Below are 12,593 nucleotides of genomic sequence, written 5' to 3'. Positions count from 1 at the left end.
GGGTACCCCAGCTCAACGTGAAGCCATTGGTATATCGGAGGTCGGCGCGTTCGATCGGCGCCTGTTGGTTGGCCAGCTGCGGCAGCACGCGCACGAAACGCTGCAGGCGCGAGCGCGCATCATCGCGGCCCACCACCACTTCGGTGCCGTTGCTGAGCTGCAGCGACCAGCTGCCGCGCGCATCCATCGCCACCCGGGTGACGTCCACGCCGGCCGGCGCAAACAACGCGCGGGCATCGTTGTAGAGCGCCACCACTTCTTCGGTCTGGGTGTCCGGGCCGTCCAGGTCGGGCAGCGCCAGGTCCTGCAGTTTCTGCGGGGTGGCAAACAGCTTGCCCTGCTCGGACAGCAGCCGGTCCTTGCCCCAGCGCGCGAACGGCTTGTGCTCGACCAGGCTGATTTCCAGCACGTCGGGCCACTGCTTGCGCACCTGCGCGCTTTCCACCCAGGGCAGTTGTTCGATGGCGTCCTGCGCGTCCTGCAGCTTGACCGCGAAGAAGCCGGACTTCGCATACGGCAGCACGACCTGCTGCAGCTGCTCGGCCGGCACCCGCTTGAATTCACCATGCACGCGCAGCTTGGCCAGCGGCCAGCGTTCGGCACCGACCCAGCCGTTGAGCACCGCCACCACGGGCAGCGCCACCACCGACAGGGCCAGCAACCAGACGAAGATGCGCAGTACCGCGTTCATGCGTGGACGCTCTCCTGTGGGGTGAGCACCAGGGTCTGTTCCAGCACGCGCCAGACCAGTTCCTCAAATCCGATCCCGGCCTGGCCGGCGGCCTTGGGTACCAGCGAGTGGCTGGTCATGCCCGGCGCGGTGTTCACTTCCAGCAGGTAGAAACGGCCACTGCTGCGGTCGCGCATCACATCCACCCGGCCCCAGCCATGGCAGCCGGCGGCGCGGAAGGCGGCCAGCGCGATGCGGCGGATTTCTTGCTCATCCCCGCCCTCCAGGCCCGGGCACAGGTACTGGGTGTCGTCGGCGATGTACTTGGCGTTGTAGTCGTACCACTGGCCCTTGGGCACGATGCGGATCGACGGCAGCGCCTGCTCGCCCAGGATCGCCACGGTCAGCTCGTCGCCCACCACCATCTGCTCCATCAGCAGCTGGCCGTCGTAGCGCGCCGCCAGTGCCACCGCTTCGTCCAGGCCGGCGTCATCGGTGACCCGGCTGATGCCGACGCTGGAACCTTCGTTGGCCGGCTTGACCACGACCGGCAGGCCGAGTTCGGCAGCGGCGGCATGCACGTCCACGCCCTCCACCAGCTTGACGTAACGCGGCGTCGGCAGGCCCAGCGACAGCCACACCTGCTTGGTGCGGATCTTGTCCATGCTCAGCGCCGAGCCGAGCACGTTGGAACCGGTGTAGGGCACGCCGAAGGCTTCCATCAGCCCCTGCACGATGCCGTCCTCGCCACCGCCGTTATGGCCGTGCAGGATGTTGAACACGCGGTCGAAGCGCTTTTCCACCAGTGCGCGCGCCAGTGCCGGGATGCCGTCCACGGCGGTGGCATCGACGCCACGCGCGCGCAGTGCCTCGATGACGTTGCGACCGGAATCCAGCGACACCTCGCGCTCGCTGGAGGTACCCCCCAGCAGCACGGCGACGCGGCCGAATTGGGCCGGGTCGGTGACGCGCAGCGGCGGGAAGACGATCGTGCTCATGCCGCCGGAGCCTCCTGGAAACCTTCGGTGGCGATCAACTGGGCGACGTGGCCGATGTCGCCGGCCCCCATCATCAACAGCAGGTCGCCGTCCTGCAGCACGTCGGGCAGCACGTGCGCCAGTTCGGCGGTCTGGCCAACCACGACCGGCTCGCTGCGGCCGCGCGCGCGGATGGCGCGTGCCAGCGAGCGCGAATCGGCGCCGGGAATCGGCGCTTCGCCGGCCGGGTAGACCTCACTCAGCACCAGTGCATCCACTTCGGACAGCACCGCGGCGAACGCGTCGAACTGGTCGCGGGTGCGGCTGTAACGGTGCGGCTGGAAGGCCACCACCAGGCGCTGGTCCGGCCAACCACCGCGGGCGGCGGCGAACACCGCGGCCAGTTCGCGCGGATGGTGGCCGTAGTCGTCGATCACCCGCACCCTGGCACCGCTGTGGGTGGTGACCACGCCCAAATCGTTGAAGCGGCGGCCGATGCCGGCGAAGCTTTCCAGCGCGCGGGCAATCGCTTCCGGGGCCACGCCCAGCTGCCAGCCCACCGCCGCGGCGGCCAGTGCATTGAGTACGTTGTGCGCGCCCGGCAGGGCCAGCACCACCGGGTGGCTGCTGCCCTCGGGCAGGCGCAGGGTGAAGCGCATGCGCGGGCCGTCCTGGACCACGTCTTCGGCGCGCACGTCGGCGTTGCCGCTCATGCCATAGCTCATGACATGGCGCGGGGTCTGCGCGGCCAGCGCGGCCACTTCCGGGTCGTCGATGCACAGCACGGCCAGGCCGTAGAACGGCAGGCGCTGCAGGAACTCGGCAAACGCGGCCTGGACCCGGGCAAAATCGTTGCCGTAGTTTTCCAGGTGGTCTGAATCGATGTTGGTGATCACCGACACCAGCGGGTTCAGGCGCAGGAAGCTGCCATCGCTCTCGTCGGCTTCGGCAACCAGCCACTGGCCCCCGCCGAGCTTGGCGTTGGCACCGGCAGCCAGCAGCTGGCCACCGATCACGAAGGTCGGGTCGAGCCCGCCTTCGCTGAGCACCGCGGCGGTCAGGCTGGTGGTGGTGGTCTTGCCGTGGGTGCCGGCCACGGCGATGCCGCGGCGGAAGCGCATCAGTTCGGCGAGCATGGCGGCACGCGGCATGATCGGAATGCGCTGGCTGCGCGCTTCCATCAGCTCGGGGTTGTCGTCACGGATCGCGCTGGAGACCACCACGCAGTCGGTGCCGAGCACGTTGGCCGCCGAGTGGCCGCGCATCACCCGCGCACCGAGGCTGGCCAGGCGGCGGGTGGCCGCATTGTCGGCGTTGTCCGACCCGGACACTTCGTAGCCCAGGGTCAGCATCACTTCGGCGATGCCGCTCATGCCGGTGCCGCCGATGCCGACGAAGTGCACGCGCGGAAAGGCGCGCACCAGGTCGTTGGTGTCGTGCAGGCGGCGGATCATGCGCGGCCTGCCATGTGGCGGGCGCGGGGGCGCGTGGCGGTGTTCATTTGGATTCCTCGAGGATGATGTCGGCGATGCGCTCGGCGGCATCGACCTTGGCCAGGGCACGCGCGGCATGTGCCATCTGCATGCGACGGGCGGAATTCTGGGACAAGTCGCGCAGCACACCTTCAAGGTGGGTGGCCAGCGTTTCATCCTGCTTCAGCAATACAGCCGCGCCACGGTCGACCAGGTACTCCGCATTGCGGGTCTGGTGGTCATCCACGGCAGCGGCGAAAGGCACCAGCACGCTGCCCACGCCGACCGCGCACAGTTCGGCCAGGGTGGAGGCACCGGCGCGGCACACCACCAGGTCGGCCCAGGCGAAGGCTTCGGCCATGTCGGCGATGAACGCTTCCACGCGCGCGCTGACGCCTGCGTCGCGGTAGGCCTGCTGCGCTTCGGCATGCAGCTTCTCACCGCTCTGGTGACGCACCTCGATCTGCACGCCGGTGCCGAGCGCGGCCAGTGCCTTGGGCACGGCGTTGTTCAACACGCGTGCGCCCTGGCTGCCGCCCAGTACGAGCAGGCGCAACGGCCCGTCGCGGTTGGCCAGGCGCAGCTCGGGCGGGGTGATGGCGGCGATTTCGGCACGAACCGGATTGCCGACGGCTTCTTCGCCGCTGGCGAAGCTGCCCGGGAAACCGGTCAGCACGCGGCGGGCGAAGCGCGACAGCACGCGGTTGGTCAGGCCGGGGGCACGGTTCTGTTCGTGCACCAGCAGCGGCAAGCCGTGCAGGCGCGCGGCCAGCCCACCGGGGCCGGAAGCAAAGCCGCCGAAGGCGATCACCGCGCGCGGCTGGCGGTCGCGGATCAGGAAGCCGGCCGCGCGTACCGCGCGCAGCAGACGGCCCGGCGCGCTGAGCATCGCCAGCTTGCCCTTGCCGCGCAGGCCACTGATGGCCAACGTGTCGATGTGGATGTCGTGCTGCGGCACCAGGCGGGTTTCCATGCCACCGTCGCTGCCCAGCCAGGTCACCGGGACGCCGCGCTCGCGCAGCACCCTGGCCACGGCCAGGCCGGGGAAGATGTGGCCACCGGTGCCGCCGGCCATGATCAGCACCGGGCGCTGGGATGCGGTGAGGGGCGTGCTCATCCCATCCTCCCCAGGGTCGGCTCGATGCGCTGCTGCATGCGGCTGGTGCCGCGCGGCGAGCTGTCGCGCGGCATGCCGTCGCGGGGGGCGGCGCTGTCCTGCTTCGCTGCCGCCACGGCCGATGCGCTCTGTGCGCTGCCCGGGTCGTTGGCGATGGGTTCGTCGCCTTCGGCCGCGCCCATGCGTACGGCCTGGCGGCGCTCGGCGCGATCCAGTTCATAGGACACGCGCAGCAGCAGGCCCATCGCCACGCAGGTCATCAGCACGCTGGAACCACCGGAGGAAATCAGCGGCAGGGTCAGGCCCTTGGTCGGCAGGATGCCGAGGTTGACCCCGATCGAGACGAAGCTCTGCATGCTGATCCACAGCCCGATGCCGAAGGCGATGTAGCCGGAGAAGTGGCGCTTCATTTCCACGCAGCGCATGCCCAGCCAGAAGCTGCGGCCCACCAGCAGCGCGTACAGGCCGATGATCAGGCAGGTGCCGATGAAGCCCAGCTCCTCGGCGGTGACCGAGAAGATGAAGTCGGTATGCGCTTCGGGCAGGTAGTACAGCTTCTGCACCGAGTTGCCCAGGCCCACGCCGGTCCATTCGCCACGGCCCACGGCCATCAGCGCATTGGACAACTGGTAGCCGTCGCCCTGCTGGTCGGCCCACGGGTCCAGGAAGGAGGTGATGCGGCGCATGCGGTAGGGCTCGATGATCGCCAGCGCGCTCATGCCCACCAGGCCGAACACCACCGGCATCGACATCCGCGGCATGTTCACCCCGCCCAGCACCAGCATGCCGGCGGTGATCGCCAGCAGCAGGGTGGACGAGCCGAAGTCCGGCTGCAGCAGCAGCAGCACCACCAGCGCGCCGGCCACGCCCAGCGGCTTGAGCATTGCCGGCCAGGTCGCGTTGACCTCGTCGCGGAAACGCACCAGGTAACTGGACAGCCACACGATGTAGAGCACTTTGACCGCTTCGACGGTCTGGAACTTGGACACGCCCAGGTTGATCCAGCGGCGGGCACCGTTGACGCTGCTGCCCAGGCCGGGGACGAACACCATCACCAGCAGTGCAAAGCAGCCCAGCAGCAGCACCTGGTTGTACTGCTCGATGCTCTTGAGTTCGGTACGCATGGCGATGCCGGCCAGCACGATGCCGATGGCCAGGAAGATCAGGTGCCGGTTGAGGTAGTAGAACGGGCTGCTCATCAAGGCGATCGAGCTCGACGCGACCATCACCACACCCAGCCCGGTGAGCGCGATGATCGCGCCCAGCAGCCACTTGTCGAAGTGGCCTCCGATGGCTTCAAGGCGGGTTGCCTGGCGCGACAGGTCGTTCATCAGCGGACCTTCAACGTGGCCAGGCCGATCAGCACCAGCACTACCGAGATGATCCAGAAGCGCACGATCACGCGCGGCTCCGGCCAGCCCTTCAGTTCAAAGTGGTGATGGATCGGTGCCATGCGGAACACGCGCTTGCCGGTCAGCTTGAACGAGGCCACCTGGATCATCACCGACAGCGTTTCGATTACGAACACACCGCCCATCACTACCAGCACCAGTTCCTGGCGGGTGATCACCGCGATGGTGCCCAGCACCGCACCCAGCGCCAGCGCGCCGATGTCGCCCATGAAGACCATGGCCGGGTAGGTGTTGAACCACAAAAAGCCCAGGCCTGCGCCGGCAATCGCCGCGCAGATGATGACCAGTTCACCGGCACCGGGAATCTGCGGGATCTGCAGGTAGCTGGAGAACACCACATTGCCCGAGGCATAGGCGAATACGCCCAGTGCGCAGGCGACCAGCACCGTGGGCATGATCGCCAGCCCATCCAGGCCGTCGGTCAGGTTGACCGCGTTGGAGAAGCCGACGATCCAGAAGTAGGCGATGGCCACGAAGCTGATGCCGGCCAGCGGCAACGCGATCGACTTGAACATCGGGATGTAGAAGGTCAACGCCGCCGGCACATCGGCGGTGTAGAACAGGTACAGGCCGGCGGCAAGGCCGAAGATCGACTGCAGCAGGTACTTCCAGCGTGACTTGAGGCCGTTCGGGTCGCGCCGCACGATCTTGATCCAGTCGTCGTACCAGCCGATCGCACCGAAGCACAGCATCACCGCCAGCACCACCCACACATAGCGGTTGCGCAGGTCGGCCCACATCAGCACCGACAAGGTGATGGTGAGCAGGATCAGCGAGCCGCCCATGGTCGGCGTGCCGGCCTTGACGAAGTGGGTCTGCGGGCCATCGGTACGGATCGGCTGGCCGCCCTTGAACTGGGCCAGCTTGCGGATCATCGCCGGGCCCAGCCACAGCGACAGGAACAGCGCGGTCAGCGCGGCAAGGATGCCGCGCAGCGTCAGATAGCCGAACAGCCCGAACAGGCTCTCCAACTGCTGCAACCATCGGGCCAGTTCAAGCAACATTGGGGGTTTCCTCTCCTTGCGCCAGCAGCGCTTTCACGATTTTGTCCATGGCACTGCCGCGCGAGCCCTTGACCAGGCAGCGCACGCCAGCATGCAGTTGGTCGGCCAACACCGCGGCCAGCGCGTCGTGGTCCTGGAAGTGCCGGCCACCCTCGCCGAACGCAGTCGATGCGGCAGCGCTCAGGCTGCCCAGCGTGTACAGGCGCTTGATCCCGGCGTCGCGCGCGCGGCGCCCGGCCTGGGCATGCAATGCCTCGCCCTCCGGGCCCAGTTCGCGCATGTCGCCCAGGACCAGCCAGCCTTCGTCCTTCGACCCGGCCAGGGTATCGATCGCCGCGGCCAGTGAACCGGGATTGGCGTTGTAGCTGTCATCGATCAACACCGCGCCGTTGGGCAGGCGGTGGTTGATCTGGCGGCCGGGCACCGGCGCGGCGCGGGCCAGGCCCAGCGCGATCTGGTCCAGGCCGATGCCGGCGGCCAGCGCCAGCGCAGCGGCGGCCAGCGCGTTGCTGATGTTGTGGCGGCCCGGCAGTGCCAGGGCGATTTCCACCTGTCCGGCCGGGCTGGTCAGCAGGAACTGACTGCCCGTCGCAGCGGGTCGGACCGCCAGCGCGGTGACATCGGCACTGTGGTCCAGGCCATAGCGCAGCACGCGGCAGCGCGGCGGCTGGCCGATGATGTGCTGTTCAAACCACAGGCCGAAGGCGTCGTCGGCATTGATCACCGCCACGCCATCAGCCGGCAGCGCGGCGTAGATGGCGCCCTTGGTGGTGGCCACGCCCTGCAGGCTGCCCATCCGTTCCAAATGCGCCGGCGCGATGTTGTTCACCAGCGCGTAGCGCGGGCGCACGATGTCGGTGAGATAGGCGATGTCGCCCGGCTTGCCGGCACCCATTTCATAGATGGCGAAATCGGCGTCGTCGGGCGCATCGAGCACCGCTAGGGGCAGGCCGATCTCGTTGTTGCGGTTGCCCGGGTTGGCGTAGACCACCTTGTGCTGGTCGCGCGCCACCTGCTCCAGGATCGCCAGCAGCAGGCTCTTGACGCTGGTCTTGCCGTTGCTGCCGGTAATGGCGAACACCGCCGCGCTGCGGTCGCGCTGCATGCCATGGGCGATGCGGCCCAGCGCATGTTCACTGTCGGCGACCACGATCTGCGGCAGCGCGACATCCAGCAGGCGTTCGACCAACAGGGCCGAGGCACCGCGCGCCACCGCATCGCCGGCGAAGTCATGGCCGTCGAAACGCTCGCCGCGCAGCGCCACGTACAGGCTGCCCGGGGCAAGCGTGCGGGTGTCGTTGCTGATGGTATCGATGGCGGTGTCATCGCCATGGATCTCGCCACCGGCCCAGTGGGCGATCAGCGACAGGGGGGTGCGCTTCATCCTGCTCCCTCCGCGTTCTGCAGTGCAGCCAGCACCTGGCCTGCTACCACGCTGTCGTCGAAGGCATGCTTGACGCCCTGCACTTCCTGGTAGGGCTCATGGCCCTTGCCGGCGATCAACACGATGTCACCGGCGCCGGCCTGGCCGATCGCCGCGACGATCGCAGCGGCGCGGTCGCGCTGCACGCTGGCAGCGGCCGGGCTGCTCAGCCCGGCCAGGATGTCGGCGACGATCGCATCGCCGTCTTCGCCACGCGGGTTGTCGTCGGTGACGATCACCACATCGGCCAGCCGTTCGGCAATGGCGGCCATCTGCGGGCGCTTGCCGGTATCGCGCTCGCCACCGCAGCCAAACACGCAGACCAGGCGGCCGGACAGATGGTCGTGCAGGCTGGACAACGCCTGCTCCAGCGCATCGGGGGTATGGGCGTAGTCGATCACCACCGTCGGCAGGCCGCGCTCGCCGCCGAGGCGGTTCATGCGCCCGGCGATCGGCTGCAGTTGCGACAGCAGCGTGGCGATCGCGGCCGGGGCATGGCCCTGCGCGAGCAACGCGCCGCCCACGGCCAGCAGGTTGTCGACATTGAAGCGACCCAGCAACGGCGACTGCACCGGATGCCGGGCGCCACCGACGACCAGGTCGAAGGCGATGCCGTGGCCGTCGAGCGTGAGCGAGTCGGCGCGCAACGCGGCCTGCTGCGCGCCGCGCGAGCTGACCCCGACCTGGCGCACGTCGGCATCGACGGTGCGCAGCAGTTCGCTGCCGAACGCATCATCGAGGTTGACCACGGCCGCCTTCAGGCCCTCACGATGGAACAGCCTGGCCTTGGCCGCGCCGTACTGGTCCATGTCACCGTGGTAGTCGAGATGGTCGCGGGTGAGATTGGTGAACACCGCCACATCAAAGTGCACCGCATCCACGCGGCCCTGGTCCAGCGCGTGCGAGCTGACTTCCATCGCCACCGCGCGCGCGCCGTCGTCGCGCAGCTGCGCCAGCACTTCATGCATCTGCAGCACCAGCGGCGTGGTGAAACCGGTTGGCACCACATCGCCATACAGACCCACGCCGAGCGTGCCGATGCTGCCGCTGCGGGTACCGAGCAGGTGCCAGGCCTGGGCCAGCAGCTGCACGGTGGAGGTTTTGCCATTGGTGCCGGTCACCCCGACCATGCACATCGCACGCGAGGGATGGCCGTGGAACTGGTCGGCCATCGCGCCCATGCGCGTGCGCAGGCCCGGCACCGCGATGGCATCGGCCGGGGCCGGCAGCTCGGCCGGGGCCGGCGGGTCGAACAGGATCGCGCCCGCGCCAGCCGCGCGCGCCTGCTCGACAAAGCCCAGCCCGTGCGCGCCGAACCCGGCGATCGCCACGAAGGCATTGCCCGGGCGCACGGCCCGGCTGTCCAGCACCAGGCCGGTGATGGCGGGATCGTGGCTGAGCGCCACATCGGGAAGCAACTGCGAAAGCAACATCATCTGGCTCATTGCTGGGTGCCTCCCTGCGCGGGCGGCACCGGGACGTGCGCGCTGGGCAGCGCGGCATCGAATTCGGCGGCGGCATCGGGGGCGATCACCGTTTCCGGCGGCGGCGTCGGCAGCACCGACGCCGAGTGACCCATCTTTCCGGACTGCTGGGCGGCCAGCCACGACTCGATGTCGTCCGGCGGCACGTCCATCAGGCGCAGTGCGCCTTCCATCACGTTGTGGAACACCGGCGCGGACACCAGGCCACCGTAATACTTGCCGCCCTGCGGGTCGTTGATGACGATGACCGTGGCGAAGCGCGGGTTGGAGGCCGGCACGATGCCGGCAAACAAGGCGTTGTAATGGCCACGCTCGTAACCGCCGGGGCCGGCCTTGCGGGCGGTGCCGGTCTTGCCGGCGACGTGGTAGCCCAGCACCGCCGCCTGCTTGGCGCCGCCCTGGGTGACCACCGTTTCCATCATCGCCACCACTTCCTTGGCGATGTTCTCGTCGATGATCTGCTTGCCTTCGCTGCGCTGGCCCTTGACGAAGGTCGGCGCGATCAGCTTGCCGCCATTGCCCAGCGCCGAATACGCCGTGGCGATCTGCAGCGGGGTGACATTCAGGCCATAGCCGTAGGACATGGTGGTCTTGGACGAGCCGCTCCAGCGCGCCGGGCGCGGCAGCACGCCGGCCGATTCACCGGGGAAACCGCTGTGCGGGGCCACGCCATAGCCGAAGCTGTGCACGTGGTCGTAGAAGACCTGGTCCGGCATCTTGGCGGCGATCTTGGCCGCGCCGATGTTCGAGCTGCGGGTGATCACGCCGGTGACGTTGAGCACGCCGTTGTTGCGCGGCACGTCCTTGATGGTGAAGCGGCCCACCGCCATGTAGCCCGGATTGGTGTCTACCGTGGTGTCCTTGGTGACCACGCCGGACTGCAGCGCCGAGGCGATGGTCAACGGCTTCATGGTCGAGCCGGGCTCGACCAGGTCGGTCACCGCGCGGTTGCGGCGGGTGTCCGGCGCAGTGCCGCCCACCGCATTGGGGTTGTAGGTGGGCAGGTTGACCATGGCCAGGATCTCGCCGGTGGCCACGTCCATGATCACCATCGAGCCACCGGCCGCCTTGTTGGCGATCAGCGCGTTGCGCAGCTCCTTGAAGGCCAGGAACTGGATGCGGCGATCGATGCTGAGGGTGAGGTCCTTGCCCGGCTCGGCGGCGCGCAGCAGGTCGCTTTCGACGGTGTCGCCCTTGCGGTTGCGGATCACCCGCTTGGCGCCGGCCTTGCCGCGCAGCCATTCGTCGAAGGCCAGCTCCAGCCCTTCCTGGCCACGGTCGTCGATGTTGGTGAAGCCCAGCACGTGCGCCATCGCCTCACCCTGCGGGTAGAAGCGGCGGAACTCGCGCTGCGAGGCCACGCCCGGGATCTTCATCGCGACCACGCGCTCAGCCTCGTCCGGATTGATCCGGCGGCGCAGGTACATGAATTCCTTGTCGGCCTTCTGCGACAGCCTGGTGCTCAGCTCGTCCAGCGGCATGCCCAGCGCGCTCGCCAGTTCCGGGATACGGTCCGGCGCACGCAGCAACTCCTGCGGGTTGACCCAGATCGAGGCCACCGGCGTGGACACCGCCACCGGCTCGCCATTGCGGTCGGTGATCATGCCGCGCGAGGTATTGATCGGCAGCTCGCGCAGGTAGCGGGCCTCGCCCTGGCGCTGGTAGAAATCGCTGTTGATGAGCTGCACGTAGGCCGCCCGGCCCACCAGCGACACCGAGCACAGCCCAAGCGCCAGTCCCACCCACTTCAGGCGCTTGCGCAGGTTGAAGCTGTTGCGGGTACGGTTGCGGCCGGATTTGCTCATGGCCGCACCACCACGACGTCGGCCGCTTCGGGAAACTTCATGCCGAGCTTTTCACGGGCGACACGATCCACCCGGGTGGACTCGGCCAGCGTGGCCTGCTCCAGCTGCAGGCGGCCGAACTCGATGTTGATTTCATCGCGCGCGCGCTCGGCCTTGGACAGCTCGACGAAGGTCTGCCGATGACGGTGGCGCATGAACACCACCCCGATCGCCGAGGCGATGGTGCAGGCCAGCAGCACGATCAGCAGCAGGCGGCTCATTGGGCCACCTCGCGTTTTTCAGCCACGCGCAGCACCGCGCTGCGTGCGCGCGGGTTGACCGCCAGCTCGTCGGCCTCGGCCTTGATCGCGCCGCCGTGCAGGTCCAGCGTCGGCACGAACGCGGCCAGCTCGGGCAGCCGGCGGTTGCTCGGCGGGGCCTTGGCGTGGCGGTTCATGAACTGCTTGACGATGCGGTCTTCCAGCGAATGGAAGCTGATCACCGCCAGCCGGCCACCGGGCTTGAGCCGCGCCATCGCCGCGTCCAGGCCCGCCTCAAGGTCGGCCAGTTCGCGGTTGATGTGGATGCGGATGGCCTGGAAGCTGCGCGTGGCCGGGTGGATCTTGTCTTTGCCGCGCGGCATCACCGAGGCGATCAGCTCGGCCAGTTCGGCGGTACGGGTGAACGGCTGCTGGTCGCGGCGGGCGATGATCGCCTTGGCGATGCGGCGGCCCTGGCGTTCTTCGCCATGGGTCCACAGCACGTCCATCAGGTCGCGCTCTTCCACCCGGTTGAGCCACTGCGCGGCACTTTCACCACTGTCCGGGTCCATGCGCATGTCCAGCGGGCCGTCCTTGCCGAAGCTGAAACCACGCTCGGCCACGTCCAGCTGCGGCGAGGACACGCCCAGGTCGAACAGCACCCCGTCCAGGCCACCGGCGGTGGCGTCCCACTGCAGCAGGTCGGCAAAGCTGCCCCGGAAGATCGACACGCGCGGGTCCGGCGCGAAATCGCGCTCGGCTACCGCAATCGCTTCGGGATCCTTGTCCATGACCAGCAGCCGGCCTCCAGGACCGAGTTGCTCAAGCACGCCACGGGCGTGACCGCCACGACCAAACGTGCCATCGAGATACGTTCCGTTTTCGATCACCTGCAGGCCATCCAGGACCTGCGTGTACAGCACCGGCAGGTGCCCCGCCGGCGACTGCGACACCGGAAGGTGACCGGTCTGCGCTGCTCCGCGCATCCGG

10 protein-coding genes and 1 pseudogene are annotated in these 12,593 nt (G+C 68.4%); all 11 read right to left on the bottom strand.

Features of this window, described 5'->3' with window-relative positions; all coding sequences use genetic code 11:
* Positions 1-13: 13 nt before the first annotated feature.
* A pseudogene (locus AC3IR9_RS03280) lies at positions 14-691 on the bottom strand (cell division protein FtsQ/DivIB); the annotation flags it as partial.
* Positions 688-1,668, bottom strand: a complete 981-nt coding sequence (locus tag AC3IR9_RS03275; protein ID WP_489294025.1) for a D-alanine--D-alanine ligase — start codon at positions 1,666-1,668, stop codon at positions 688-690. The pseudogene AC3IR9_RS03280 and the gene AC3IR9_RS03275, both read right to left, overlap by 4 nt.
* Entirely contained in the window at positions 1,665-3,101 is a 1,437-nt protein-coding gene (murC, locus tag AC3IR9_RS03270; protein WP_489294024.1) for a UDP-N-acetylmuramate--L-alanine ligase, read from the bottom strand. The genes AC3IR9_RS03275 and murC overlap by 4 nt, the downstream gene beginning before the upstream one ends.
* A gap of 43 nt (positions 3,102-3,144) precedes the next feature.
* Positions 3,145-4,236 carry an undecaprenyldiphospho-muramoylpentapeptide beta-N-acetylglucosaminyltransferase gene (gene murG, locus AC3IR9_RS03265; protein WP_489294023.1) on the bottom strand — a complete coding sequence of 364 codons (1,092 nt, stop codon included), beginning with the start codon at positions 4,234-4,236 and terminating at the stop codon, positions 3,145-3,147.
* Positions 4,233-5,567 carry a putative lipid II flippase FtsW gene (ftsW, locus tag AC3IR9_RS03260; protein WP_489294022.1) on the bottom strand — a complete coding sequence of 445 codons (1,335 nt, stop codon included), beginning with the start codon at positions 5,565-5,567 and terminating at the stop codon, positions 4,233-4,235. Before ftsW ends, murG begins: the two co-directional genes overlap by 4 nt.
* A complete protein-coding gene (gene mraY / locus AC3IR9_RS03255; RefSeq protein WP_489294021.1) occupies positions 5,567-6,652 on the bottom strand; it encodes a phospho-N-acetylmuramoyl-pentapeptide-transferase in 1,086 nt (361 codons plus the stop codon). Before mraY ends, ftsW begins: the two co-directional genes overlap by 1 nt.
* Positions 6,642-8,036, bottom strand: coding sequence for a UDP-N-acetylmuramoyl-tripeptide--D-alanyl-D-alanine ligase (locus tag AC3IR9_RS03250; protein WP_489294020.1), 1,395 nt, complete (start codon positions 8,034-8,036; stop codon positions 6,642-6,644). Before AC3IR9_RS03250 ends, mraY begins: the two co-directional genes overlap by 11 nt.
* On the bottom strand, positions 8,033-9,520 hold the full coding sequence (locus AC3IR9_RS03245; protein ID WP_489294019.1) for a UDP-N-acetylmuramoyl-L-alanyl-D-glutamate--2,6-diaminopimelate ligase: 1,488 nt from the start codon (positions 9,518-9,520) through the stop codon (positions 8,033-8,035). Before AC3IR9_RS03245 ends, AC3IR9_RS03250 begins: the two co-directional genes overlap by 4 nt.
* Positions 9,517-11,364 (bottom strand): peptidoglycan D,D-transpeptidase FtsI family protein, encoded by a 1,848-nt coding sequence (locus AC3IR9_RS03240; RefSeq protein ID WP_489294017.1) that lies wholly within the window; start codon positions 11,362-11,364, stop codon positions 9,517-9,519. Before AC3IR9_RS03240 ends, AC3IR9_RS03245 begins: the two co-directional genes overlap by 4 nt.
* Entirely contained in the window at positions 11,361-11,624 is a 264-nt protein-coding gene (ftsL, locus tag AC3IR9_RS03235) for a cell division protein FtsL (RefSeq protein ID WP_489294016.1), read from the bottom strand. The genes AC3IR9_RS03240 and ftsL overlap by 4 nt, the downstream gene beginning before the upstream one ends.
* Positions 11,621-12,589, bottom strand: coding sequence for a 16S rRNA (cytosine(1402)-N(4))-methyltransferase RsmH (gene rsmH / locus AC3IR9_RS03230; protein WP_489294015.1), 969 nt, complete (start codon positions 12,587-12,589; stop codon positions 11,621-11,623). Before rsmH ends, ftsL begins: the two co-directional genes overlap by 4 nt.
* Positions 12,590-12,593 lie beyond the last annotated feature (4 nt).

The organism is Stenotrophomonas sp. GL_101, from assembly GCF_057835675.1.
This window is presented reverse-complemented; position numbering and strand designations above follow the sequence as displayed.